Source organism: Sphingobacterium detergens, assembly GCF_003610355.1.
GTDB lineage: Bacteria > Bacteroidota > Bacteroidia > Sphingobacteriales > Sphingobacteriaceae > Sphingobacterium > Sphingobacterium detergens.
Genome location: NZ_RAPY01000004.1, coordinates 178,669 through 205,580 on the forward strand (window position 1 = coordinate 178,669; position 26,912 = coordinate 205,580).

General features: G+C 39.7%; 23 protein-coding genes and 3 pseudogenes. 16 read left to right on the forward strand and 10 right to left on the reverse strand.

Annotation, left to right across the window (positions count from 1 at the left end; genetic code table 11):
- Positions 1-26 precede the first annotated feature (26 nt).
- Positions 27-194 (reverse strand): hypothetical protein, encoded by a 168-nt coding sequence (locus DFQ12_RS28190; RefSeq protein ID WP_167457313.1) that lies wholly within the window; start codon positions 192-194, stop codon positions 27-29.
- Positions 195-1,036: 842 nt separating this feature from the next.
- Between DFQ12_RS28190 and DFQ12_RS19305 the strand changes: the two genes are divergently transcribed.
- From DFQ12_RS19305 to DFQ12_RS19330, 6 genes and pseudogenes are all read left to right on the forward strand, one after another.
- Positions 1,037-1,408: a BlaI/MecI/CopY family transcriptional regulator gene (locus DFQ12_RS19305; protein WP_120260690.1), complete on the forward strand. Its 372-nt coding sequence runs from the start codon at positions 1,037-1,039 to the stop codon at positions 1,406-1,408.
- An 11-nt stretch (positions 1,409-1,419) separates the two neighbouring features.
- Positions 1,420-2,259 (forward strand): hypothetical protein, encoded by an 840-nt coding sequence (locus DFQ12_RS19310; protein ID WP_120260691.1) that lies wholly within the window; start codon positions 1,420-1,422, stop codon positions 2,257-2,259.
- A gap of 179 nt (positions 2,260-2,438) precedes the next feature.
- Positions 2,439-2,678: pseudogene (locus DFQ12_RS19315) on the forward strand (IS256 family transposase); the annotation flags it as partial.
- A 61-nt stretch (positions 2,679-2,739) separates the two neighbouring features.
- Complete coding sequence (gene tnpA / locus DFQ12_RS19320) at positions 2,740-3,024, forward strand: IS66 family insertion sequence element accessory protein TnpA (protein ID WP_244211794.1); 285 nt, start codon at positions 2,740-2,742, stop codon at positions 3,022-3,024.
- Positions 3,024-3,362: an IS66 family insertion sequence element accessory protein TnpB gene (gene tnpB / locus DFQ12_RS19325; protein ID WP_120260693.1), complete on the forward strand. Its 339-nt coding sequence runs from the start codon at positions 3,024-3,026 to the stop codon at positions 3,360-3,362. Before tnpA (DFQ12_RS19320) ends, tnpB (DFQ12_RS19325) begins: the two co-directional genes overlap by 1 nt.
- A 49-nt stretch (positions 3,363-3,411) precedes the next feature.
- Positions 3,412-3,879, forward strand: coding sequence for an IS66 family transposase (locus DFQ12_RS19330; protein WP_244211795.1), 468 nt, complete (start codon positions 3,412-3,414; stop codon positions 3,877-3,879).
- Between the two features lies 1 nt (position 3,880).
- Here DFQ12_RS19330 and tnpC (DFQ12_RS19335) read toward each other — a convergent pair whose 3' ends face one another.
- The 3 genes from tnpC (DFQ12_RS19335) to tnpA (DFQ12_RS19345) are packed head-to-tail and all read right to left on the reverse strand — an operon-like array spanning position 3,881 to position 6,050.
- Positions 3,881-5,377, reverse strand: a complete 1,497-nt coding sequence (tnpC, locus tag DFQ12_RS19335; protein ID WP_120260694.1) for an IS66 family transposase — start codon at positions 5,375-5,377, stop codon at positions 3,881-3,883.
- Between the two features lie 35 nt (positions 5,378-5,412).
- Entirely contained in the window at positions 5,413-5,766 is a 354-nt protein-coding gene (tnpB, locus tag DFQ12_RS19340; protein ID WP_120260695.1) for an IS66 family insertion sequence element accessory protein TnpB, read from the reverse strand.
- Positions 5,766-6,050, reverse strand: a complete 285-nt coding sequence (gene tnpA, locus DFQ12_RS19345; protein WP_425275602.1) for an IS66 family insertion sequence element accessory protein TnpA — start codon at positions 6,048-6,050, stop codon at positions 5,766-5,768. Before tnpA (DFQ12_RS19345) ends, tnpB (DFQ12_RS19340) begins: the two co-directional genes overlap by 1 nt.
- Positions 6,051-6,090: 40 nt before the next feature.
- On the opposite strand from tnpA (DFQ12_RS19345), the pseudogene tnpC (DFQ12_RS19350) reads away from it, so the two are divergent.
- Together tnpC (DFQ12_RS19350) and DFQ12_RS19355 are read left to right on the forward strand one after the other, a co-directional pair.
- A pseudogene (gene tnpC / locus DFQ12_RS19350) lies at positions 6,091-7,182 on the forward strand (IS66 family transposase); the annotation flags it as partial.
- A 16-nt stretch (positions 7,183-7,198) separates the two neighbouring features.
- Positions 7,199-8,197, forward strand: a pseudogene (locus DFQ12_RS19355) (IS256 family transposase); the annotation flags it as partial.
- 490 nt (positions 8,198-8,687) lie between these two features.
- Here DFQ12_RS19355 and DFQ12_RS19360 read toward each other — a convergent pair.
- Complete coding sequence (locus DFQ12_RS19360; RefSeq protein ID WP_120260697.1) at positions 8,688-9,545, reverse strand: helix-turn-helix domain-containing protein; 858 nt, start codon at positions 9,543-9,545, stop codon at positions 8,688-8,690.
- A gap of 576 nt (positions 9,546-10,121) precedes the next feature.
- On the opposite strand from DFQ12_RS19360, the gene DFQ12_RS19365 reads away from it, so the two are divergent.
- Genes DFQ12_RS19365 through DFQ12_RS19375 form a run of 3 tightly spaced genes read left to right on the forward strand, consistent with a single transcriptional unit; the run spans position 10,122 to position 16,186 of the window.
- On the forward strand, positions 10,122-13,511 hold the full coding sequence (locus DFQ12_RS19365; RefSeq protein WP_120260698.1) for a SusC/RagA family TonB-linked outer membrane protein: 3,390 nt from the start codon (positions 10,122-10,124) through the stop codon (positions 13,509-13,511).
- 14 nt (positions 13,512-13,525) lie between these two features.
- A complete protein-coding gene (locus DFQ12_RS19370; RefSeq protein ID WP_120260699.1) occupies positions 13,526-14,899 on the forward strand; it encodes a RagB/SusD family nutrient uptake outer membrane protein in 1,374 nt (457 codons plus the stop codon).
- A gap of 18 nt (positions 14,900-14,917) precedes the next feature.
- A complete protein-coding gene (locus DFQ12_RS19375; RefSeq protein WP_120260700.1) occupies positions 14,918-16,186 on the forward strand; it encodes a TlpA family protein disulfide reductase in 1,269 nt (422 codons plus the stop codon).
- A 52-nt stretch (positions 16,187-16,238) separates the two neighbouring features.
- On the opposite strand, the gene DFQ12_RS27970 is transcribed toward DFQ12_RS19375, so the two are convergent.
- From DFQ12_RS27970 to DFQ12_RS19385, 3 genes are all read right to left on the reverse strand, one after another.
- On the reverse strand, positions 16,239-16,463 hold the full coding sequence (locus DFQ12_RS27970) for a hypothetical protein (protein ID WP_147420441.1): 225 nt from the start codon (positions 16,461-16,463) through the stop codon (positions 16,239-16,241).
- A 287-nt stretch (positions 16,464-16,750) separates the two neighbouring features.
- Positions 16,751-17,290, reverse strand: coding sequence for a Crp/Fnr family transcriptional regulator (locus DFQ12_RS19380; protein WP_120260701.1), 540 nt, complete (start codon positions 17,288-17,290; stop codon positions 16,751-16,753).
- Positions 17,291-17,300: 10 nt separating this feature from the next.
- Positions 17,301-17,675: a hypothetical protein gene (locus tag DFQ12_RS19385; RefSeq protein ID WP_120260702.1), complete on the reverse strand. Its 375-nt coding sequence runs from the start codon at positions 17,673-17,675 to the stop codon at positions 17,301-17,303.
- A gap of 363 nt (positions 17,676-18,038) precedes the next feature.
- Between DFQ12_RS19385 and DFQ12_RS19390 the strand changes: the two genes are divergently transcribed.
- On the forward strand, positions 18,039-18,806 hold the full coding sequence (locus DFQ12_RS19390) for a hypothetical protein (protein ID WP_120260703.1): 768 nt from the start codon (positions 18,039-18,041) through the stop codon (positions 18,804-18,806).
- Positions 18,807-18,973: 167 nt separating this feature from the next.
- On the opposite strand, the gene DFQ12_RS19395 is transcribed toward DFQ12_RS19390, so the two are convergent.
- Positions 18,974-19,174, reverse strand: a complete 201-nt coding sequence (locus DFQ12_RS19395; RefSeq protein ID WP_120260704.1) for a hypothetical protein — start codon at positions 19,172-19,174, stop codon at positions 18,974-18,976.
- 383 nt (positions 19,175-19,557) lie between these two features.
- Here DFQ12_RS19395 and DFQ12_RS19400 point away from each other — a divergent pair, with 383 nt between their 5' ends.
- The 3 genes from DFQ12_RS19400 (at position 19,558) to DFQ12_RS19410 (ending at position 21,307) form a co-directional block, all read left to right on the forward strand.
- Positions 19,558-20,319: a hypothetical protein gene (locus DFQ12_RS19400; RefSeq protein WP_120260705.1), complete on the forward strand. Its 762-nt coding sequence runs from the start codon at positions 19,558-19,560 to the stop codon at positions 20,317-20,319.
- Between the two features lie 4 nt (positions 20,320-20,323).
- Positions 20,324-20,728 (forward strand): DUF5675 family protein, encoded by a 405-nt coding sequence (locus DFQ12_RS19405; protein ID WP_120260706.1) that lies wholly within the window; start codon positions 20,324-20,326, stop codon positions 20,726-20,728.
- Positions 20,729-21,028: 300 nt separating this feature from the next.
- Positions 21,029-21,307, forward strand: a complete 279-nt coding sequence (locus DFQ12_RS19410) for a hypothetical protein (protein ID WP_120260707.1) — start codon at positions 21,029-21,031, stop codon at positions 21,305-21,307.
- A gap of 237 nt (positions 21,308-21,544) precedes the next feature.
- Here the strand turns inward: DFQ12_RS19410 and DFQ12_RS19415 are convergent, their stop codons facing one another.
- Positions 21,545-22,306, reverse strand: coding sequence for a helix-turn-helix domain-containing protein (locus DFQ12_RS19415; RefSeq protein ID WP_120260708.1), 762 nt, complete (start codon positions 22,304-22,306; stop codon positions 21,545-21,547).
- 1,126 nt (positions 22,307-23,432) lie between these two features.
- On the opposite strand from DFQ12_RS19415, the gene DFQ12_RS19420 reads away from it, so the two are divergent.
- Positions 23,433-26,570 (forward strand): GH92 family glycosyl hydrolase, encoded by a 3,138-nt coding sequence (locus DFQ12_RS19420; protein WP_120260709.1) that lies wholly within the window; start codon positions 23,433-23,435, stop codon positions 26,568-26,570.
- The last annotated feature ends 342 nt before the right edge of the window (positions 26,571-26,912 follow it).

Genomic DNA, 26,912 nt, shown 5'->3' on the forward strand with positions numbered 1-26,912 from the left:
ATGATAATACTATTAAAAAAAAGTAGTTAGTCATTCTTTATTCCATCATCACCATCCTGATGTGCGTCAGGTAATGTCCAGGTTATCAATGTTACAGGATCTTCGCTAGGGGAAAATTTACCGCCTTTAAATGTTTTTAAATTGGTCTTTGAGATTAATTCAACTTTTTCTAAAATTAGTTTCTTTCTTTTCATGGATATTTGTTTTAAAACTATATTCGATTCTTTCAGATGTTGAGAAATTCAATTAATAATTATGTGTATTACATTGTAATTGTTTATTATTAGTTGTCATAATGTTTAAGTCTCCTCGTAAATATTCGAGTCGATGTATTAAGTGGTGTTAATGTCTGTAGTTTGAAGTTAATATAATAAATTTTGAAAAAATAATTAAAATGTATAAACTACACATTTGTGTGTGTATGTCTGTTTTAGTGATTGATTGAGTTTTCTATATAGTATTTAAGGTTCAAAGCAATTTACTTGTAGGCTGAATTCACGAATTGAAGTATAATTTGGGACTCTAATACATTAGTAGATCAAATAAATTTAAGTAGTTATATTCGTGAAATTTTGAAAAAATTCCTTGTTACAATTATATCTCCTTGTAATCGCTCTGAGAATATGAATATTTTGCTCCAGACTTTCATGCCAAATGAAGCAAGAAAGTCATATTGTTACCAGTTTAACCTTATGTCGTAGAAAAAAAGCTATCGAAAGTTAAGCGAAAAGTTGAATTAGTTCCCTCGTGATTTGCAAAATAGATTGATAACCCGTAAATTAATTAAATAGTGACATTCGTAAAGGAAAGCTTATATGTATTGTAGTTGCTTTCTCATAGGATGTCAAGCAAAAGAGAGTAAACTGGAGAATTGAATATTATATCTTTAACCTCTTTATTCTTTGTGTTTGCTTATTACTTGAAATATTAATCGATATCAGGTAAAAAAAATCAATTTCGGATTTTGATTGCTTCTCGAGGGAATTTAAACGAAATTTTAGTAACTACAAATGATTTAAAGAAAAACACTACTGGTATGATTAGACTTACAGATAATGAAGAAAGAGTTATGGGAATTCTTTGGGAGTATGCCCCAATAACAGCTGGCGAAATCGTAAATAACTACAGGGATCTTAAAACTTCCTCTTATACTACAGTTTTAAAAATAGTGATGGTCCTCAAAGAAAAAGGTTTTAGCTCTCATAATTCTTTAGGCAGAATTCATCTGTGTTTTCCAATTATTGAAAGGATTGATTACCTGAATTATTTGATAAACGATCTAATAGCCAAGTTCTTTGATAACTCCTTAAAGGACTTTTTAATATATGTACATTTAACTTTTAGTGGTTCATTAGATTTATTTTCTAGTCAAGAGTCTCTTTGTATTTCAAAAAATTCTTCAATGTAATTGTAATCCTTATGAAGATTAAATATCTATATTTAACTACGTCTAAATTTTTCCGGATTATTTTTTGTTTTTTAATTCTGTTATTAAATATACAATGTTCGCAGTATAATTTCCTTCCGTCAGGGACTGTTATAAAAGAAGTGCCCATATATTATAATGATAGTTTAAAACTATCTTTAGAAACGTTTGGTGATTATGTTGAATTCAATGATGAGCTTAAACATGGTTTCAAGGTAGATGGTTTGTATAGTGGTGATAAAGCCATCCTAAAAAGTACCCGTTTAGATCCAAGTAAGATGCGCATGCTATTTTCTGGTATTCCCAATGGCGAACCCTTGTATCATCTTATAGCGTTTGTGTCAAAAGAAGAAAAGCTAATAAAGGAAAACAGCAGTTTAATCCCAAAAAAAGAAAATGATTCAGTAAGATATTATTACAAAATGTATAATTTTAAAGAGTGGCGAGTCTACCAAACAATTATACCTATTGATCAAGGTACTTTTAATTTTGTATATTATCAAAAGCAATCTGATAGTTGCGTTTACTGTGACATAGAAAGTTTGTCGTTAAGAGCCTCAAAAATGTTAATGTCGGGGAATGATAACAATCATTCTAATGGTACTAATGCAAATTTTAGAGATGTTAGAATTGAAATACCAAAGGATAATGTCTTAAATAAGGCGGCCTTGTTAAAACTTTATAATAACGAAGGAAAGATTCTAATAAGTTTTAAATTTCTCAAAAAGGGAAATAATACCAGTAGCTTTAAAGTGTCCAAGGGGTCTTATATAATTTCATATACAGATCTAAATAATAATGTTAAATGGCGAAAAGAATTGATCGTTAATTAGAATTCCAGCGCTTCCATATGCCATGGATACGGTTTATTCAGCGTTCCTGCAATCAAAAAAGGCTGTTTAGGATGCAAGGAATAACGTTTTTTTCTGTATGCTCGAGACTGTAACATGAACTGTGTCAGAGGAATAATTCAATAAGATTATTTATATTCAATTATTCAAACGACACGGTCATGAAAGAAAAAGACCCATTCGACTTTGAACGCTTCAAGGCAGAAGCCATGCAAGGTCTTTACGAAGGAAAAAGTTTGTCTCCCAATGATGGCGTCCTAGCGCCGTTAATGAAGCATCTATTGGAATCAATGATGGATGGAGAACTGGAAAACCATTTGAACGAAGAGAAAGCTTCGGGCAATAGCAATCGGCGAAATGGCAAGACAAAAAAGACTGTCCGTGGCCTTAACACTGGAACATTGTATCCGTCCTACCAAGTACATATTGACTTAGATTACCACGGTTGTTAGCTTTGTTGCTATGAATAACATTCAAGAAAAACGTGAGCGTATGCTGTCTATGATAGCAGACTGGCAGCAGAGCGGAAAAAGTAAGAAAGCTTACTGTATTGAAAATGGGATCAATGAAGCGACCTTTTATTATTGGTTTTCTCGCAGTAAAGAAAATCACACAGGCGGCGGCAGCTTTATAACAATTGATAAGGCGCGGGGAAAGAGCGATGTTGAGATTATTTATCCCAATGGTGTGCGTATAAAGACTGAAAATGATCTTGCCCTTTTATCACAGCTGATCCGTCTTTACTGATGTTTGCCCTGGGATCCTCGCACCGTTTTTATCTTTATGATGGCTTTTGCGACATGCGAAAATCATTCGACGGGCTCTGCGGACTGATCGGTTCAGGGATGCAGCGTCAGGCTACCAGCGGTGAGGTTTTCGTATTTTTGAACCGTAGCCGTACACATATGAAGCTGCTGCACTGGGAAAAAGGAGGCTTTGTACTTTATTATAAGCGTCTGGAGAGCGGCACCTTCATGCCGCCGAACGCAAAAAATGGAGAATTGTCCTGGAGCGATCTGGTATTGATGGTTGAAGGGATACAGGTGGTAAAAAGTATTCAAAAAAGACGTTTCTCTTTGCCTTAAAAATGGACTTAAAATAGGAATAAAGGTATCTTTTGAGTATCTTTACGGTATGGAAACAGCACTGGAAAATCTCTCTAAAGAAGACCTTCTGAAAATGGTTTCCAGTATGTCCAAAGAGAATGAACTCCTCCATCAGGAGCGTGATATCCTTTCACAGGAACGTGATTACCTGAAAGCTCAAGTGGAGATGCTTCAACGCATGCAGTTCGGCCAGAAGCGTGAGCGCTTCGAAGGTGACCCCAACCAGACTTTCCTGCCTTTCCACGCAGAACCTGCAGAAGCAGAGCAACAGCTCGAACTGATCAAAGAGAAAATCGGGTATGTTCGTCAGCGTCCAAACCATAAAGGACGCGCTAAATTACCTGCCCACCTTCCTGTAGAAGAGATCGAGATCCACCCAGAGGGTGATCTGTCTGAAATGGTGTGCATCGGCCAGGAGATTACCGAGGAGCTGGAGTGCGAGCCAGCCAAATTCTATATCAAACGTTACATCCGTTATAAAGTATCCGCCCTATGAACTACAGGTCAGCTGATTTTTTAAAGTTCTGCGGGTAGAGATCTTTTAAGTTTTTGTGGTTGATTGACATGATATTTTCCAAGGTATATTTTAGCCACTGAAAAGGGTTTACCTCATGCTTTTTGCAGATCGCAAAGAACGAATAGATCATTGCCGATCTTTGTGCAGCCTCATGGCTCCCTGCGAAGAGATAGTTTTTCCTGCCCAGGGCAATGGGTCTTAGGGCATTTTCGCACGGGTTATTATCGATGTGAAGCGAGCCATCGTATAAATAGGCGCTCAAGGCGTCCCAACGTGCGTAGGCATAGGCCATCGCCTTTCCGATCTGGCTTTTGGGCAAGGTGCTTTTTATCTCTTCAAAGATCCATTTGCCCATTTCGTTGATGACCGGCAGCGATTTTTCCAGTCGCAGTTCTTTTATCCGATCAGCGGAAAGTTGTTCTTCTTTTGTCCTTCGTTCTATTTTATAGAGCTCCTGTATCATCAAAAGTGCCTTTTCAGCTCTCGGACGATCATTGTCCAACGCTTTTTCAAACTCGCGTCGTGCATGCGCCCAGCAGGCCAGATGTATTACTTCTTTCTTTTTTCCATACTTTTCGTACACGGCATATCCATCACTCTGAAGATAACCCTTGAAGTTTCCTAGCATGGGTAATGGTGCACTGCTGCCCCGGCTAGGGCTATAGTCAAACAGTACAGTTCCATCCAAAGGAGCATGATAGACCCAGTACCAACCGGTATGGGCAGCCCCTTTTTTATCACTATCCAGTACTCTTATTCTTGTTTCATCGACCTGCAGGTAGCCCTTGGTCTTGGTCTCGTAGACAAGCTGTTCATACAAAGGTTCCAGTTTTTCCAGCCCCTGTTTGGTCCATCCTTCGATTGTGGAGGATGGGATCTGTATGTTTTCCCTGGCGAAGATCTGCTTCTGGCGGTACAGTGGGAGATGGTCTTGGTATTTACCGGTGAGTATCATCGCTAGCAGGCCTGCCCCGGGGATACCTTTATCGATCACCCGCTCGGGAAGCTCGCCGATTTTCACCCCTTCGCCGTTTTTAGCCGCATATTTGTAGCGGATATAACGTTTGATATAAAACTTGGCAGGCTCGCATTCCAGTTCCTCGGTGATCTCTTTGCCGATGCACACCATTTCAGACAGGTCACCCTCAGGATGGATCTCGATCTCTTCTACAGGTAGATGTTCTGGTAATTTTGCACGCCCTTTATGGTTTGGGCGCTTGCGGACGTATTCAATCTTTTCTTTAATTTCTTCCTGCTGCTGTTCTATATCAGCAGGTCCAGCTTCAAATGGAAGTTCAGTCTGGTTGGGGTCACCTTCGAAACGTTCACGCTTCTGTCCGAACTGCATCCGTCGAAGCATTTCAACCTGAGATTTTAAGTGATCACGTTCCTGGGTGAGGTGTTCTATCTTTTCATCACGACTGGAAATGACCTTGATTAGATCTTCTTTTGAGAGGTTTTCCAGCGCTGTTTCCATACCCTAAAGATACGGTTTTATCTGCATTCTTGTAATCAAAAAAGCTGTTTTTGTGGCAATGAATAACGTTTTTTCTGTATGCTTTTTACAACCTGAACACCCTCGATGAGCAATACCAGATCGCTCCACGACAGCTCACCTTTTTTAAGTGCAGATGTGCCAAACGTACCCTGCTCCAGACGCTTGTAGTACAGTACAAAGCCACCGTGTTCCCAGTGCAGCAGCTTGATATGTGTACGGCTACGGTTCAAAAATACGAACACCTCGCCACCGGTCGGCTGACGGTGCATAACCGAAATGACCAGGCCACAAAGCCCGTCAAATGACTTTCTCATATCGCAAAATCCATCGTAAAGATAAAACCGGTGCGAGGACCCCAGTGTAAACATCAGTACAGACGGATCAGCTGTGATACAAGGGCAAGATCATTTTCGGTCTTTATACGCACACCGTTGGGATAAATAATCTCAACATCGCTCTTTCTTGGCCTCTTATCGATTGTGATAAAGTTACCACAGATAGTGTCATTTTCTTTACTGCGAGAAAACCAATAATAAAAGGTCGCTTCACTGATCCCATTTTCCGCGCAGTAAGCTTTCTTACTTTTTCCGCTCTGCTGCCAGTGTGCTAGCATAGATAGCATACGAGCACGTTTTTCTTGAATGTTGTTCATAACAACAAAGCTAGAAACCCAGGTAATCTAAATCAATATGTACTTGGTAGGACGGATACGTTATAAATATGCGGCTAAAAACAGAGATGGCGTATCCATTGCCGAACTACCTGAACGGGTCATCGATAAAGGAATTGCAGGTCCGAGCTTACTGGCGATGATACTGGTGGGTAAATATCAGGACCATCTTCCCCTATACCGACAAAAACAGATCTTCGCAAGGGAAAACATACAGATCCCATCCTCAACCATCGAAGGATGGACCAGACAGGCACTGGAAAAACTCGAACCATTGTATGAACAGCTGGTCTTTGACACCAAAGCTCAGGGCTATTTGCAGGTTGATGAGACCCCAATAAAAGTATTGGACAGCGATAAAAAAGGAGCTGCCCATCAGGGCTATTATTGGGTCTACCACTCGCCTTTGGATAAAACGGTGCTGTTCGATTATAACCCTTCCCGTGGTGGTCATGTACCTACACCCATGCTGGATAACTTTAAGGGATATCTGCAGACGGATGGATATGCCGCCTACGAAAAATTTGGAAAAAAGAAAGACATCACCCATCTGGCCTGCTGGGCACACGCACGCCGTGAGTTTGAGAAAGGCCTGCAGAATGACCCGGAAAGAGCCAAAAAGGCACTACTGATGATACAGGATCTTTATAAAGTTGAGCGGAAAGCCAAAGAAGAAAAGTCATCACCTGATATGATCCGGGAGCTACGGCTCAAAGAGTCACTTCCGATCATCAACGACATGGGTAAATGGATATTCCGGGAGATAAAAAACACATTGCCCAAAAGCCAGATAGGAAAGGCTATGGCCTATGCATACGCCCGTTGGGACATGCTGTCGGAATATTTGCGCGATGGAAATCTGCAGATTGACAATAACCTTATCGAGAATGCCATTCGCCCAGTTGCCCTGGGACGCAAAAATTGGCTGTTCGCAGGAAGTCATGAGGCAGCACAGCGATCGGCAATGATCTACTCATTTTTCGCTATCTGCAAAAAGCATGAGGTGAACCCTTTTCTGTGGTTAAAAAATACGCTAATGAATATAGCGTCAATAAACCACAAGAATATAAAAGAGCTTTACCCACAGAACTTCAAAAAATCAACTGACATGTAGTTCGTCGGGCGGATACGGAACATTTGAGCTGGAAACAGGTCGTGATAGATCCGGCACGTTTGAGCCAAAAGTAGTACCTAAAAGACAATTAATCATTACTGAACAGCTTGAGGGGCACGTATTGAGCATGTATGCCAAAGGAATGAGCACACGGGCGATAAGCGAGTTTATACGCGAAATGTATGCTATGGAGATCTCTGCCACAGAAATATCGCGTATTACAGAAAGTGTGCTTCCAGCGGTAAATGAGTGGCGTAGCAGGCCTCTTGAAGCTGTTTATCCCTTTGTATTCCTGGACTGTATGCACATCAAGGTTCGCCAGAATGGAACTGTTGAATCCAGGGCTATTTATAACATACTGGGAGTTGGTATGGATGGTAGAAAAGATCTGATCGGTCTTTATAGCTCAGAAAATGAGGGAGCTAAGTTCTGGCTTTCAGTTCTTACGGATCTAAAGCAACGTGGCGTTGAAGACATCCTTATAGCTTGTATTGATGGTCTAAAAGGGTTTCCTGAGGCCATAGAAGCTATTTTTCCAAAAACAAAGATCCAGTTGTGTATTGTTCACCAGATCAGAACAAGTATGCGCTATGTAACTGAGAAAGATAAGAAGTTTGTAATGGAGGATCTAAAACCGGTCTATAAGGCTGTGAACGAAGAAATGGGATATGAAAACCTCCTGTCTTTTGAAGAAAAATGGGGTAAGAAATATCCTCTTGCTGCCAAATCCTGGATGGATAATTGGACCAATCTTTCCACTTTCTTTGAGTACGAGGATCAGGTTCGCAAGATTATATACCCCACAAATCCGATCGAGGGAATGCACCGTCAGATACGAAAAATCATTAAGTCTAAAGGGGCCTTCAGCTCTGAACAGGCGCTCATGAAATTGATGTATTTAATTATTAAAGATATTGCAAAAAAATGGACGATGCCAATGCATAACTGGGGCTTGACCATATCCCAACTTTATATTAGATTTGGGGATAGACTCAAACTCGAAAGAGGTTTTTAAGTTTTAATCCTATGACACAGTTGGTGTTACACTCCCGTATGCTCTTTACAACGTGTATCCCCTCGACCATCAGCACCAGATCACTGTGCGAAAATCAATAATAAAACTATCCTCCTCTCATCAAGCCGCTATCATAGATAGCATTGCTGTTCTTATTTCTTCTTTGCTCGTCCAGCAAAGTCCTGCACTATAAGACTCTCATGAAATATGCATTTGGCCGGGTGGATACGAAATTACTATTTATGGGCTACCAGAAATATTTTTCTTAACTATGCTTAATTCGACAACACGCTCTTTAAAAGTGTAATCGTCATACGTTTTGCGACTTTAATCATTATTCCAAAATTATGATATTTTATTGTTCCTAACTAATATACCGATTAAGTTAACAACGCCAGATCTCGCAGAAGAAAAGTAATTGGTCCAAAGTGCGGTCGCCAATACTTTGTCATTCAGCTTTTTTGCCAAAAGGATGTATCCTCAATAAGTACTACGTTCCCATTTCTTTCAAAAACTCTACTCCAATATCTGTTAATATATAGCTTTGAAGACTACTCTTAGCGGCTTTTTTCGTTTTTCTTACCAGTTCCATTTTTTCTAATACATTTAGTGTTCTCACAACATTATTAGTATCATTAACCATTCCAACTTTCCGAAATAGATCACCCCTTGTTTTTTCTCCTTCATTTAGATATTCTAATATTAAAGCCATTTTTCGAAAAGATGGATTGACTTTCACCTTATCTTCATTCACTAAGTTGGCTTGGGTTAATTCAAACATTTTCTCTAATTTCGCCACTAGTTCGAAAAGCGGGTCTATCTCTTGCGGAAACTTTTTATCCGAACGCTTATATTTGATGGGTGATGTTTGGGTCTTGACTAGTAATCCAATATTTACCAAAGAATTTAAAGAATTCTGCACTTTATTTGCTTCAATAATTATTTTGAACTTTTTGGAAATTAGTGTTGTTAATTCCGCAGCAGTTAAAGGCTCTTCAAGTAGTTTCTCAGGAAGAGCTCTTTGCATAATTACTTTTTGAGGTTTAGTCTCTTTGTCCGAAATATCACAAATAGAAGGGTTTTCGGGATGATTTTTTCTCAAAATTACAGTTAGCTCACTCCATGTTAAATTAAAAGATGGGCTGCATAAAACATCCTTTTCTATACCGATAAATTTTATATATTTCGCCTGCTCATCTATATTAAAGTATTTATGAGCCTTCTCAATTCGTTCAATCGATCCTCGGTTGATTCCCGACCTATTAGCCATTTCTTTTCGACTAAACAGTAGTTTTTCTCTAGCTATTTTCAGATTTTTTCCAATGATAATATTGATATCCTTTGCCATGTATTAATTTATGGCGGTTTGTGAAAAAATATATTATTTATTTCTATGAATTATTATAGTAATTCACTAAGTTTGTGTAAATAATTCCTTCTCTTAAAGAGGGATTTGTGGTATTTAAAACAAAGAGTCTTGCGGTTGCAATTTCTGAAGCCGTAACGCAGGGCAGTAGTTTAAATACCCACGTCTATTCTTATTTAAAAGCTTTTATTATATTTGCTTTAATAAGGTGGATGTGGGCCTACTGTTAGTCCGTGTTACGTAAGGCTTCAGAAACTTTTTCGCAACCACGGCATGTAGGCCCACATTTATCTAAAAATGTCCCATCCCAAGACTCGTTTAGCCAATAACGAGTTATGATTATTAAAAACAAACATTCAAAAAATCCCAATCCCCCTTAGCTTTATTAAGGCTAGAGGTCCGTATGACCATCCGAAAAAGTGTCATTGTAAATATATCATCTGCTTTGTAACCTATTAGAGACGACTATCTCGGAACATTTTTACGAGTAATTCTAACGACCTGATCCTACGCGTACGCGAGGAGAAGGGAAGATTATGACCATTTTAAATCCTTTAAATGAACAATTTTATAAGGACTGGGAAATGTATTGCCTGTTCGAAACAGACAATCCAGTATATTAAATTAAAAAAAGCACAATCCGAACGTATTGATTGTAAAGCATACAGCTCAAAAGGAGTATTAACCAAAAGAGTTCTTTTAATTATAGCTGTTGTATTTCATATGTTTAGTTTATCGGCTCAGACGCCCCGCAAGGACAGCGGGGCTAACGGGCCTTTAACAGTATCTGGTACTGTAATATCGATACTGAATAGTAAACCGATACATGGCGTATCAGTTCGGATCGAAGATGAAAAGGGCAGAGCGTCCTCCAAAAGTGATGGTGCTTTCTCAGTGCCAGTACTGGCTCATAAAGGGACGGTGAAGTTTAGCCATATGGGTTATAAGCCCTTAGCGTTACCTTACTCCGTAGGAGTATCGTTAACAGTAAAATTGATACCACTGGAGAATCAATTGGATGAGGTAGAGGTGGTCTCTACCGGATACCAAAAGATTCCTAAAGAACGCGCAACAGGAAGTTTTGAGTTTGTGGACAACAAGTTGCTCAACCGTAAGGTGTCCACTGATATCTTAAGCAGGCTAGAAGATATTGTGCCGAGCATTAGCCGTGATAAATCTTTTGACCGCGGTAAGCTACCTTTTATAAACGTGCGTGGCGTCAGTAGTATGCGGTCGTATCCTTGGCCGCTTATCGTAGTGGACGGCATGCCATATCAAGGGGATTTGAACTGGGTAAACGGCTCTTCGTATTTTGGGAGTTTCAATAACATCAATCCAAATGATATTGAAAATATTACCGTGCTCAAAGATGCTGCCGCAGCATCTATATGGGGTGCGCAGGCAGGGAATGGTGTTATCGTCATTACCACCAAGAAAGGTCGGTACAACCAGCCAATACAGGTTTCTTTTAATACCAATCTAACAGTGGAAGCCAAACCTGATCTTTATTATCTACCTCAAATGTCAAGCAGGGATTATATAGACGTAGAGCGCTTTTATTTTGATAACGGAGCTTATGACTATAAAAAGAGCCAAATTTTTAATCGGTTTTCACCAGTACAGATCCTTATGATGAAAAAGGAAAAAGGTCTTTTATCGACTGATGAGCTTGACCGTAAACTCGATCAGCTTGCTCAAATTGATACACGAGATCAGTTTTTAAAGTATGTCTATAGAAATGCAGTGAAACAGCAATACCATACACAGCTTTCGGGGGGTGGCACGTCATTGCGGTATTTGTTCTCTGCAGGCTATGATAAAAACCTTGACAATATGGTGAATTCTAATTTTGATCGTATCAATCTAAAGAGCTCCGCCCAGCTTTCTCCGGTAAAAAATCTGGATCTAGGAGTTGGGATTACCTATACGAAATCAACATTAACGGATCCGAGTGGTAACAATACACAGTATGGCAATCTCTTGGCAGGAAATTATCCTTATACGCTCTTAGCTAATGCGGGAGGCAAACTTATATCAATTGATGGTGCTGGTGTCAATCCGTTCTTTTTGGATACGCTGGCTGCCTATAATAAATTACTTGATTGGCGATATCGGCCCCTAGAGGATCTTGACCTGATCACAAATAGGGTAGATGTAAGTGATATCGTACTTGACTTCAATGCTGAATATAAACTGCCTTTTGGACTCAGGGCTTCCGTACTGTACAATTACCGCAATCAGCAGCAGGACCAGGAGTACTGGAAAAGCGTCAATTCTTTTGTGATGCGCGACAAGATCAATTCATTTACAGAATGGGATTATTCTCCGGTGAAAAGAAACCTTCCTTTTGGCGACAACCTTTACATACTGAATACAAAAGGAACGATGCAGCAAGGACGCATTCAGCTATCCTATGACCATCAGTTTTCAGAAAATCATTTGGTATCGGCTATCGCAGGGATGGAGATTAAAGATATGAAGACGAGGACTTATAGCACGAATTATTGGGGTTATAACAGGGATCAGCTGACTTGGCAGCCGGTTGATCTGATCTCTATCTTTCCCTGGGGCAATGGTATTCTTGGCAGGAGCAAAATTTATAGCCCACAGGAGTCGCAAAATCGGGTAAATAGATTTACATCCTATTTTGCGAATGCTTCCTATACTTTTAAAAGTAGGTATATAGCGAGCGGAAGTATCCGCAAGGATGCATCCAATCTATTTGGTGTAAAAACAAATAATAAAGGACAGCCTTTTTGGTCAGCGGGTGCTGCCTGGCTGATTTCAAATGAGCCATTTTTCAAACATCAAAATGGTATTGACTTTTTAAAGGTGAGAACGACATTTGGCTATAATGGCAATGTCAACAATACCGTTTCTGCCTATCCTGTGATGGATATCTCGCCCTATCCGGATTATGTAACCGGGAATACGTATGCTGCGATAAGCAATCCCCCGAATCCGAATTTAAGATGGGAAAATGTAGGGATGCTTAATCTTGGGCTAGATTTTGGCTTGAAAAACAACGTTTTGTCTGGTTCAATAGAGTACTATATCAAAAATTCGACAGACCTTATCGCACCAGCAATGATAGATGCGACCTCTGGTTTTGGTACGCTGAATATCAATAGCGCCAATATGCGGGGCAGAGGCATCGATATTAATCTGAAATCTCTCAATATCAGATCGGATAATTTTCAATGGATGTCAAATCTTGTGTTTGCGTACAACCGTACCAAGGTGACCAAATCCTACATCAGTAATGATGATGGTAAAAACTTCGTCAGTGGCAACCGTATATTGACACCGATTGAAGGTTTTGACGTGTATGCTGCGCTAGGTTTTGAGTGGAAAGGACTGGACGCTGAGAATGGACGCCCGATAGGTTTGGTTGATGGGGTAGAATCTACAGATTATGCTGCTATTTACAATAATACTAAGGTAAAGGGCATGGCCAATCTCGGCGCTATGCAGCCTGTCTACTTTGGTAGTCTGAGAAATAGTTTTAGCTACCGATCTTTTGAATTTTCTTTCAATATCAGCTATCAGCTGGGCCATAAGTTTCGACGCAAATCGTTCAATGGTTATCAGTTTTGGCAGACTGATGCCGGTCATAAAGATTATGCATTACGCTGGCAGAAACCCGGCGATGAATTGCATACAGATATTCCTGCCCTAGCATTTCCTTTGGACTATTATGGCGATCTATTTTATAGTATGTCTTCCGCACTGATTGAACCTGCAGATCAGATCAAGCTCCGCGACATACAGCTCGGATATAATTTTCCGTCAAAACAGAACCGCTTATTTAAAGAACTTCGTGTATATGGCTATGTCAATAATATAGCTACGATATGGAGAGCGAATAATTGGGGAATAGACCCTGAATTCGGTGAGAATTTCCCGGATCCAAAATCTTTCTCAATTGGTATGAGCTGTAAATTTTAAGAAAGGAAAACAGAATGAAAAATACAACAAAATTAAAAGTGATGTTTTTACTGGTTGTGCTTGCATCGCTTACGGCTTGTAATAAATTTTTGGACGTAAAGCCAGACGGAAAGATGGTGGTGCCAAAAGATCTGAATGACTGTGAATTATTGTTGAATGATTATACGGTCATGAATTGCAGCTATCCAAGTGCATCTGAGGTGAGCGCAGATGATTACTTCCTGCCGGCAACGATCTGGCAGTCCATTGCTTTATTGGACGACCGAAATTATTACATCTGGTCAAATGATATTCCATCGCTTTCTGTACAGTGGCTGAACGCATATAAGGTTATTTTTAATACAAATCAGGTACTTGAAATTGTTGCTGGCTTAGATCAGAATAGTGTAAACATGGAGCAATACCACCAAGTAGCTGGTGCGGCTCACTTTTATAGAGCATTTGCATTCCACCAGCTATTGTCCTGTTATGCTTTGCCTTATGATAAATCGACTGCCAATAATGAGCCCGGTATCCCTCTGAAACTAAGCCCACAGCTGGACACCAAAACATCACGGGCATCCATACAGGAATCTTACGATCAGGTGATATCGGATTATCAAAAAGCAGCTAGCTTTTTGGGAAACACGCCGTCTGGAAAAGGCCGTCCTGCCAAAGCAGCTGTATTCGCTGGGCTTGCCCGGCTATACTTGGATAAGCAGGATTATGAAAATGCTTATAACTATGCGGATTCAGCCCTAGCAGTCACCAGTGCGCTATTAGATTATAATACATTGAATATATATTCCTATGCTCCGATACCGGTCTTTAATGCCGAAGTGCTGTTTTCGGCCACCACCAGTTTTAGCTATCCATTGATGCAGGGCTACGCCCGTGTGGACCACGATTTGTATGAGAGCTATACGGCTAGTGACCTACGTAAAAAAATCTACTTTATGAACAATTATGACCTTCCGGAAATGAGTTATGATTTCAAAGGATCGTACGATAATACGCAATCCGGAAATTTTGTGGGCTTGACCACAAGTGAAATGTACCTGGTTAAAGCAGAGAGCGCTGCACGGCTGGGTAATTTAACCGCAGCGTTGGATGCAATAAATACATTGCGGAAGTATAGGTTTCCGCCAGCAAACTTTGAATTGGTGTCGATCGCTGATCGGGAAGACCTTGTGCGGTTTATCTTAAATGAGCGCCGGAGAGAGCTCGTTTTTAGGGGGCTGCGATGGGCAGATCTAAAAAGGCTTAACCAGGATCCGAAGACGCAGAAAACTTTAACGAGAACACTTGGGGACAAAGTATACAGCCTACCACCCAAAAGCCATGCATATGCCTTACTGATTCCAATGGATGTAATCAGGGAATCAAACATTGAACAGAATAAAAGATAACCGAAATAAATACAAACGATGAACAAATTAATTTTAATGCTGGGTTTTGTGCTGTTGGGTTTTACATCTCAGGCACCAAAAAATCAAATAGACCGAAGTAAGGAGTTGAAAATCGGATCAAAGCTACCTTCATTTCCCAAATCGGCCATTATCAATTATCCGGGTAAGCTATACGATTATAAAAAGTCCGACACCAAGCTGATAATCTTAGACTTTTTTAATACGGGCTGTGCCAGCTGCATAGAGAATATGCCCCGTCTAAGCAAGTTAAAAATGCAATTTAAGGATCGGTTAGATGTTGTGATGGTAACTTATGAAGATAAACAGCGCATGGAAAAGTTCTATGCGAACAATAAGTTTTTGAAGGAAAATAACGTTAAGATACCGACAATCGTGTCAGATACGCTATTAAAAAAATACTTTCCACATCAGGCGGTCTCTCATACAGTATGGATAATCAACAATGAAGTGAAAGCGATCAGTCATCCTGACTTTGTTAATAAAGAAAATATTCAAAGACTATTGGATGGGAAAACAATCAGTATTCCCCTGAAAGATGATTTTGCGATTAGTGAAATAGAAGAAAGGTCGGAAACAATTGATTCCAAAGGAAAGTCTTTAATGGGATCGATCCAGCTTACTGGATATAAAAACAATCTGAATTCGACCGGATTGAAATATAGGTATGATTCACTACAACAGATGCATGTGACCTATATTAATAATCTGGATATCCTTGGTGCATTTACGGCTGCTTGGGCGCATATTAAAACACCAAAATATTTTCTAACAAAGGATCGTGTTGTATGGGAAGTTGCCAATCCTGATCGTTATTTCTATGACAAGTCTAAATCTTTGCCTTATCATGCTTGGGCGGAGCAATATGCGATTTGCTATGAGAGGAAAGATTGTCTTGAAGTATCTGATACTGTTCGGGTGCAAAAAGCCTTGGAAGATCTATCGGACCTGCTTAATCTTGATGTAAAGTGGGAAACACGAAAAAGACCTTGTTTAATTATTGTTAATGAAGGCAAGACTGACGAGAAAAAAATTGCCGAAATACCAGATAGTGACAGTAACCTTGTCGAAGGGGCGGAGACGTTGACAGGTTACCTTGATTTCGCGGGTGTTTTCCCACCCGTATTTGATGAGTCCAAATATACTGGTATTATAAAGGTGCCTAACGGTTATGATCTTGAAAAGCTAAATGCCCGGCTTTCTTGTTATGGATTAAAGGTCAAGGAAAGCGTTAGGGATATGGAAGTGCTGATGATTCGCGAGCGGTAAATCAAAATGGGGCGCAAGTGCGCCCCATTTTTTCCTTTTTTACACGTAAAATTTAAGAACGCAGTGAAACCGTTGGCGGATTTGATGTTCTAGTGTGTAAAGCGACGATCATTTGATCCTTTAATGCCGGAGTTAATACCGGTTTACCAGTCCCATCATCATTTGCCGTGATTGAACAAATCTGATTTGTCCCGCTGGCACATGACGGAGATGGATTTAAAGAATAATCTGCAGGAACTGTTGGGTTCCCGGTCGCACTTAATTGAAATAGTGGCATAATCCAAAATTTTAATTGGTGAACTTAGATTTATAATTGTCAGTATGTTGCAATCATACCGGCCCCCATAATAGTTACCATTACTAGTAACTAACGGTCTGGCGGGGTACCCCTTTTGCCAGACCGTTTTTTTTTACCCTTTGAACGTTTGTCTCCCATTTGTCCATGTCGGTAGATGTATTACTTATGTTCCTTTTTCTTATCACTAAGATCTGAAATGTATCACCTTGTTCAATTGTAAAATAGCTAGAACTGACTATGAAAATCACTATTTGTCAATAGTGATTTTACAACTGAAGCTTGCTAAAGTAACCCTCACTTATCTTTAGATAGCTGGCCAGGTCCTTGTTCTGTATACGGTTGTAATTCGGACCAAGCCTCTCAAGCATTGCGGCCTTACGCTCACCGGCAGGTAGGAGCATAAGTGAAATACGGCGCTGCCGTTGCTGCGCCCAATCAAAGATCATGTGCCGGTAAGGCGTAATAAGTTGCCGGTACCGGGACAACAAACTGTCGATATCATTCACTCTGATTACCACAATGGTACAGGGCTCCAGGCCTACAAAACTGTAGGTATCCTTCTCTGAAGGAAAGATCCCAAAATCGCCTTCGACGATAAAATGGGCAATATCGCCGGTATCGGGATCCAGCTTTTTGAGAATACCGGAGTGCACATAGAAATGATCCTTCTCATGTAGGGAGAGGTATTGGTCTTTGAAGATCTTTTTGATAAAAATATGGGACAATAACTGCTCCTGCATCTCAGGTAGTAGAGACACATGTTGCATTATGGTGCTGATCAGCTTTTCCGTCGGTTCCTTATCCATAGCATTTCCTTTAGCTGATAAAATAGTTGACCCCACCAGAGACAAGATCATCTTGTCCCGGCTGTGCAGTAACTTCAACGTTTTCCTCACGACGGATAAATTTTGAACTGCGCAGTGCTTTATCACCTTTGACCAAGGTGACAGACAGTCGATGGCGAAAGCAGTAGGCGAGCACACTGCCATTTTGTATTGCAAACTCAATCCCCAAAGAATACATGTAGGTGGCCTGTGATTCAGTAAGCTCAAAATTATTCTCGAGCCAACCAAAAAAATCGTTTTCCACATAATCGGCTTCCCGGAAAACTCGATTGTCATCCTTACGATAGAGTCGGTAAATTTTTGTTTCTACACCTCCTGATGTTAACGGGTACTTTCTTTTTAGCATAATTTGATTTGTTTATCTGTTTTAAATGATAGTGATTTTCACTGTTTTCAAAACTAGACAATGATTTTTTTATAATTGAGCAGATTGTGCTCAAAAGGAGAAATTCGGACATTTTATGAGAAATTCGGACAGTGTTTTACGGTATGTCGACACTTTTGTGTAGTTAATAGTATATAAAATTTACACATATATTGAAATTCATTGCTTGAAAATCATAATGCATACACTTTATTAATCCTTAATATGTATATTTGAATCAACCTAAGACCCTATTTTATAGCGTCCTCTAATTTTTACAATCTTTAACGAATCCTTATGCAACGTTTTTATAAACGGCGGAGAACTATTTTTAATATTTTTAGAATGATCTTGTCCTTGCTGGCGGCCTATACTATTTTGTGGTATGGTGAGCCGGAAGGATTTTTGGAAATAATAGGGGAGCCCGGATTCATCAAATTTTTCCTGATCAATACCATAGCGCTATATTTGCTTGCTTTGTCGGTAGGTTGGTTGATGAAAATGCGGCGCTACTTATTTTTACAAAGAAATCTAAGCGCAAAAGAATGGTTACTACTTTTCATCAGGGGGTTATGTTTTCCAGCTTCCCTGGCAATTGTCTTTGCAATGATCTACTTTAATTTGGAGGGAAAGAGCTTTAGCCTGTCCAACTATATGAAAGTAATCTTTCCAATGGTACTGATGGTGATCGTCTGTTTCTTTGCATTGGAGATCTTTTCTTTTTTTATCCAAAATAATGATGTAAGGTCTGGGGAGGATACTGTTAACAATGACCATCGGGCAAATCAGCTGGATCCTCAGCATAATTTTATGCAATATTATTTGATGGTACTTATCAATAGGCGGGTACTCGCAACGGATAAAAATGGGGAAGAACATAAATTACCTTACACGACCCTGAAAGAGGTAAAGGAGCTGATCGGCGAAGATTACCGTTTTTTCTCTACCGGAAGCTGGATTGTCCAATTCGAGGCGATAGCAGATACGGAAAAGGACAGTAACAGCAGAGCATTAAGAATATATTTAAAGCTGCCTTTAAAAGGACATTTACACCTACATAAAAATGATGTGAGGTATTTTCAGCAGTGGTATAATACTGTTAAAGAACAGTAGGGATGAAGGTTTCGGAATTACTGCGGAAAATCAGTCTGATTCCTGTGCAATAGGTGTAGCGATGGGAAAATAAGTTATTAAAGACTGGTAGATCGTCAATGAAGAAAGAAAAGGAACATAGTAAGTGACTAACTGGCCCGGACGTAAATATTTAGCAATACATCAGATCAATTGCGGAGACATTGCTTTCTGATAGTTTCTACATCAATACCGGTGTACGAAGCAAATTCTTCGACGGTAATGTACTGAGTGAGATTCTTTCCATAGGCATCTTTAATCGTCCTGAGGATACGGACGGATTGCTTGTAACTCTTTCCCAAGAGGATACTGACATCTTTTGCATAGATGCAGACACGTTGATTGCTCATAATTATATTTACTTAATTGTTAAAAAACACGCTGTTGACCTGCCAATTTTCTGTTCATCATCCTTCACCCATAAAGTACTCCTGTAGTACCGTTTAAGTACATTTTTCCATGTACCTTATCAGTACTTAAACAGTGCTATATCTGTGCTTAACATGTGATATATCTGTACTGGACAATTAGGGGTTATTCGTAACGGCATTTTATCAGCAAAATTTACGTCTTGCTGTTAATCTAAAATTAGGAAATATTATTTTATATGTAAAAGAGACAAATGAGCCCATATGGCCCCATTTGGATACAAATAAGCCCACCAAAGGCCATTTGGAACCGAACCTGATTTTTGCCTCTGCATCTTTGTACTGTAATCCAATGATATACAATCATGGCAAGACAAGTAAGTTTAGTAAAATTTGAAGGTAAGATCGGGGATCTTTCCTTCTACAAGGACAAACGCGGTTACCAGGCTCGCATGAAAGGCGGCCCAACCAAAGATCAGATTAATTCTGATCCGCGTTTCCAGCGCACAAAAGAAAACGGACTGGAATTCGGCAGGGCAGCAAATGCTTCCAAAAAACTGCGTGAGCAGCTTCGGGAAATGCTCAATCAGGGATCGGATACAGCATTCAGCAACCGCCTGACTGGACGCATGAACCGTATCATCCGTGCAGACGAAGTAAATGGCAGGGGAGACCGTCAGGTACTTGCTGCCAACCTTGGTCAGTTGGTGGGTCTGGAATGTAACCTTAAGGCACAGCTCAAAGATGTATTCTTTCTCAAAACCCGACCCGTCTATGATCGAGCTACAGGGGACGGTTCTTTTGCCATCCCGGAGATGATCGCCAAGAATGTCATCAAGGGATTGGAAGGTGCCACGCATGTGCAGATCCAACTGGTGGCGACAGAGTTCGATGTACAAAATCCGGAAGCTGATGAAGTGGCCATTGCCCGGTCTTCCTATATGGATATCGGCAAAAGTGAGGCGACTGCCGCGGAAAACCTGACTCTGCAACTACAGCCGCAGCCCGATGCTGTCGTGCTGATCATGATGGGCATCAGCTATTTCCAATTTGTCAACGGCGGATACTATCCTTTGTCCAATGGCATGTACAATGCCCTGACTTTTGTACAAGTGATCCAACCGTAGGCTTATGAAAACTAAGCATACCCTTAAGCTTCTCCGGAAATATGGGGCTGAGGGAACAAATGGAACGATCACGTACAACGGTGATCATATCTGCCATACCATCGAGCTGCCGGACCGCAATAACATCAGGCGCATCAGCTGCATCCCGATCGGTCAGTACAAACTAGAGAAGGTCCGCTACCAGCGGCATGGTGAGCAGATCGGTATCCCGAACGTACTGAACCGTGAAGGGATCCTGCTCCACGCGGCGAATAGTGCAAAGGACGAACTGCTCGGCTGTATCGCTCCGGTCACCAGCCTAACAGGTGAGGGAAAGGGTACCGGAAGTGGTAAAGCCTTGGCCAAACTCAAAGCGCTGGTGTATTGCCTGTGGGATATGGGGGACGATGTGTATTTGAATATTCGATAAAAGTAGGGCAGGAATAGATCATTGCTTTCTTTGATGTCATCTTTTTAGTTATCTGGCTATACGAATCAAACTCGCTTCGCTCAGACAGTGATTCATATTTACGCCAGATCCCGTCAAAGCTTGACAGTCAGAAAGCTATATTTTCTATTCCTGGCCCTTCATATTTATCGAAGCGGGTTGTTGGAGGGAGATTGAAGTCGAAATGCGATGCTTTCAATTCTTTGTCCTCCTTTATTGCTCGAATAAAGTTTGTATCAGAGTAGGTAGGATTGTGATCCTGCCTACTTAAATGCAATTAGGATGAAAAAAATCTTTAACAAAATAGGACAAGTGCTGCAGATGGTTCTGGCTGCACCTGTTAAATTGCCGGGTAAGGCATTGAATATATTGAAATACGTAGCTCTTGGACTTGGGGTGTTGGAGAAGGTACTGGAAGAAAAGAAACCACCCTCAGAAATAAACCTGCCCGATTCACGATCTGCAACCAAAACGTTGCAAGAATCGGTGGATAAAAATTCATCAAGCGGGAATAATATCGGAATCACAGTGAAAAAGGGGAGGCTCGATGAAATGGAATGATATGCGTGGCGCGACACTGGGGGGCACTATTTGCTCCATTTGGGTGAGTTTTTCTTTGGATGGCATATTACAGACTGTACTAGTCGCAGCATTGGGTACGTTAATAAGTTTCATTACCAGCCGATTGCTTGATAAGTGGTGTAAAAGGAAATAAAGTTATTTCAGAAGGTGTTCATTTATTTGAAGCACCTTCTGGCTTTTGAATTAGAGTTTCAATGATTAATTTAAACTTCTCAATCAGAACAAGGATTGTTCAATCGCCACTGCAGTCGCTTCCGTAATACTTTTAACCTTTAGCTTTGAAAAAATTTGTTTTTTGTGAAACTTAACTGTATCAATAGAAATATAAAGTTTACCCGCTATCTGATCCATAGTTAATCCCTGTGCGGAAAATAGAAGAATATTTTTCTCCCGAGGTTTAAGCTTAACACGTGGGAGCTCCTCCAGACGATCAGTTTCTAAATTATATGCGAATTGTCTTCCACCCTCATCAGATTTAAATATAATATTTCCCGGCTTGGCGTGCGAAGAAATAGAAACGACACAAAGTGCTATCCAAGGATTTGAGAATTTATCTAAGAGTATGGGCTTAAGTTTGTGATTTATCAATAGAGGATTTCCATTCGATTGCTTCAAATGGAAATCGTAGGAGAAGGAATGCTGTAATTTTTCTTCGTCAGGAAGGTTTTCAAAAAAATCAAAGCCCACGTCGTTTATTTTTTTTAAAAGATACATCTCCTCCTCTGGTACATTATCAAAGTAATGTTGATAGCCCTTTCTGAGAACCTCAGCTGAGGTACTTCCACATAAAAAGATAGGATTGTCGGACACGTACAAAAAACTTTTCTTCGCGTAGTCAATTAAATACATACTCTGATAGGTTAACTTGCTTAAAGATCTTGCGAAATCAATGAATATATTCACAATTTTATAATCATTATTGCTAAAGGTATCTTTTACAAGGGCTGGCGTAAAAAAATCTTCAATTTTTATTTTCATAGCATAAAATGTTAAAACGGTCTATCATTGCTTCAAAAACTCCCAAAAAGATTAACATCAGTGCCTAATTTCAACGAAACCGCAGCTTTTGGACTTCCATGATCCATGTGGACTTGGATAGATCCGCGGCCTATCATGTAGTTTAATCTTCTGTTATATAATGGATAAAGCTCTACACAAATGTGTAGAATACCGATGAACATACTGGAATTTTGCATATAATTTTTACTTTTGATTTAATTAAAGCACCATAATTTTTATATAAATATAATCTATTGTATTCAAAAAAATACAATAGTTGATTTGTTTTTTCCCTTGATTGAGAAAAAATAACAATCATACTATGACATATTGTAAAATTCTTATCTTAACCAACTATTTTTGCCCATCAACCTGTTTATCACCTTAAGCTGTCAAACAATCATTTTTTCAATTGTCGGAACAAGAATTGATGTGAATGCTCAAATGTCTAATGCACTTAGAGTGGATAATACCCTTTTGCTAAAAAGGTAAAAAAATAGTGACTTAATGATTTTGCTGCGATCTCAATATCAATTGTAACACCCGAAAATAAATTCCAGTAATAGGATAGCTGTTTTTTATCCTTTACCATTTTTTATATTTACCAATTAAAGTAATCAAAGACGAATTTAAAATTAATTGTAACCTCCGAAGACGTATTTAATATGGCCAATATCGAATAGACGATAATGTAGATCTATATCTCAACTGTCAATTTTTTAAAGATACTTCAAAAATGCAAAGATGACTTATGCATTGTTTTTATACAATGCATGTCTGATCGTATAATAAATACTTTAAATAGAATTCTTGTGTATAATAATATGTATGTACATTTATGTTTTATTACTTGGTATTTACTGTTTTTTATAGTAATATTGTATGCTAAATCTAATGTTTTCTGCTTTATATCTATTTTTAGGTTGATTTGTTGCTTTTTATTATGTGTATACAATATTGCTGTGATTGATTGTTTAAATAATTGGGAGATGGTTTTTCTTTATAAATCTTAATTTGGAGTGGGATGATAAATTGAAACATGCAAAAGAACTGAATACTTGGATAGGCATTTATAGCATACTTTTTATTATAAAATCCATCAATTATGAAAATGCATTTCCCCATTTCCGTTTTCACCAGCTTACTGTTAATGACAGGACAGCTTGTTTCGGGGCAAGAAAATACCATTTGGCAACTGGGCAGTTCAGATGGCTCCAGCAGAGAATTTGCCTTGGCTCCACACGATTACAAGAAATTTCTGGAACATGATTTTGGCTACGAAGACAATTACTTTGTGGTTGGGCAATCTTCGTTGTCAAGAGATTTGCCTTATGTATTGCCCGGACCTGCCAATGGATGGGGTGGGACTGGTGGTACCTCTGGCCTAAGAACCCATTTTTTGAATTTATACAGTGTATTAAGTGGTCAAGTTGAAAACGGGAAATGGACTCTGGAAGTAAAATTGGCAAATAGTGATCCTCAGAATAAACCGACCTTACAAATCGCAATCAATGGTAAATCTTATAATTACGAACTTAAGAATGGTGACGGCCCCGTTGATCCTGTAAGTGCAGGTTCAAAGTCTGGAGCGTCTACAATACGGATGGCACTACCCGAGCATCTTATTTCGGAGGGATTTAACCAGGTTACGCTTACTGTAATAAAGGGAGGATGGGTTGAGTTTGACTCCTTTAAATTATTAGGCCCCCAACAGGTGAAATTGCTAAGAGATTATACTTCAATAATCAAAGGGGTACGGCAATCGGATTTTGAGCTGAAAAATGGAAACGAGCGCATACAGCATATGCTCGTTGATCTATTGAAATTAAAAGATGATGAGCATATAAAAGTGTTGTTGGATGGAAAGAAAATCTATGATAAAACTCATGAGAAGGGCTTGTCGCGACTTGAGATTCCAATGCCTTATGCATCAAAAGAGGTGCGAAGTAAATATGCAATATATATCAACGATAAATTAATTCAAACATCTTCTATAAAACGATCTCCCAAAAGATTGGGTGGGGTTTCGGATTATGTCAACACCATGATAGGGGCTGCGCATTCTAGGTGGATGCTGGCACCAGGACCGTGGATGCCATTTGGAATGGTAAAGATCAGTCCCGATAATCAGAATATTGGCTGGCAGGCTGGTTATGAACCTTCAATAGAATCTATTGGTACATTTAGCCATATACACGAATGGACAATGGCTGGACTGGGCACATTTCCAACAGCAGGCCAATTGAAAACTAGTGTCGGAGACCAATATAGTACGCATTCAGGTTACCGTTCGGCAATAGATAAAGCAAGTGAACAGGCTCCATTGGGATACTATGCCGTTCATCTTCTTGACCAGGATATTGACGCAAAGTTAACCGCAGGAACACGCTCCAGTTTCCAGAAATATACCTATCATAAATCAGATACTGGACGTATTATGATTGATCTTAAAGTGAACGGAGAATATGATTATAAGATCAAAGACCTCTCTCTTAAAAAGGTCTCTGATTATAAGGTTATTGGCTACAGTAACCAATTGTCCGAAAATGTCTGGTCTACCGATGCGAAACAAGATTATATTGTCTATTTCGTCATGGAGTTTGACAAACCGATTATCAATTTCGGAACCTGGCATAATGGTCGCATAACAGATCAGTCTGATCTGGTTGCCGACAGCGCTCAATCCGCTGGTATGTATGTAGAATTCGATGTTCGTAAAAACAAGGAAGTGCAGCTGCGGACAGGGATTTCCTATGTCAGTATCGCCAATGCTGCAGAAAATTTGAAAACAGAACTTTCAGATCCATTTGGATGGTCTTTTGAACGTGTGGTCGCCAACCAACATCGAGTGTGGAATGAATTATTGGGGCGCCTGGAGATAAAAAGTGATGACTATTTGGAAAAAGAGAAGTTTTATACAAATATGTATCGTACCCTGGCCAGCCGTAATACATTTAGCGACGTTAACGGGCAATGGCGCTCTTCTGATGAGACGATCAGAACGATGAAACATCCGGGCGACCTTGCCCTTGGCTGTGATGCATTTTGGAATACGTTCTGGAATTTAAACCAATTCTGGAATCTGGTTACACCGGAATGGTCGAATAAATGGGTGCGGTCGCAATTGGCGATGTATGATGCCGACGGTTGGTTGGCAAAAGGGCCTGCTGGGATGGAATATATTCCAGTGATGGTTGCTGAACACGAGATTCCTTTGATCGTAGGGGCCTATCAGATGGGAATACGTGATTACGATGTCACGAAGGCATTTGAAGCGATCAAGAAAATGCAGACAACAAGTCCGCTGAAATTTGAAGGTGGCTTTGCTGGTAACCGGGATCTGGATGTTTATCTGAAGTATAAGTATGTGCCTTATGACCTTGGTCGTTTCTCAAATTCCCTGGAGTATAGTTTTGACGATTGGACTGTAGGACAATTTGCAAAATCCTTGGGAAAGGAAAAGGAATACAATTATTTTAATGATAGAGGTAGCTGGTGGAAGAACGCGATAGATGTTAAAAGTGGCTATGCGCGGATGAAAGATGCTAAGGGGGAATGGTACCAGGACTTTGATCCATTTAAATCTGGGGCCAATCATCATTATGTTGAAGGAAATGCATGGCAGTTGACATTCTTTGTACCTCAGGATATTCCTGCATTGGCTAAAATGATTGGTGAGGATGTGTTTTTAAAGCGTTTGGAATGGGGGTTTGGAGAAAGTGAAAAATGGCGGTATAATGGACCAAATGATCAATACTGGGATTATCCGGTTGTTCAGGGAAATCAACAGTCTATGCATTTTGCTTATATTTTTAACTGGTTGAACAAACCATGGCTTACACAAAAATGGAGCCGGTCTATCGGTGAACGCTATTACGGACAGGGTATTTCCAACGCATATCTAGGAGATGAGGATCAAGGACAGATGAGCGCTTGGTATATCATGAATGCAATCGGATTATTTCAGCTAGACGGAGGGACGCGAACAAAACCAATTTATGAAATTGGTAGTCCATCTTTTGAAGAAATTAAAATTAAGTTGGGACGGCAATATGGACGAGGGGATCAATTCACTATTAAAGCTAAAAATGCAAGCAAAAAGAATATGTATGTGCAGCGCGCAACTTTAAACGGTAAACCGCTACAGACATTCTATTTTGACGCTGCGGAATTGCTAAAAGGAGGTGAACTAGTTTTGGAAATGGGGGATAAACCGAATATGCAATGGGGCTTGTCACATTAATCATGTATCATTGAGATGGACTTTAATGGGAGATGATATCTTCAGATTGTAGCTTTCCGCAACGAACGGCACCGTTTGTTAAAGTTTGGTTAAACATACAAGAACAGGATAACAAAGCTCGGGGAATGGCGTTATCAATGTAGTTTTCATAATTTAGGTTAATAATTGGTTAGTTAGTAAAAATCCTGAAGTTCCCCGCTTCAGGATTTTTTTGTTGAATGATCTTTCTCCTTGGATCTAACCCGCATTAGCGACTATATTTTGATCATACTACTATACTTTAAGATACCTATCGGATTGATGAATTCGCCTCTATTTTTAGTCTTGCTAAATCCTATTAAC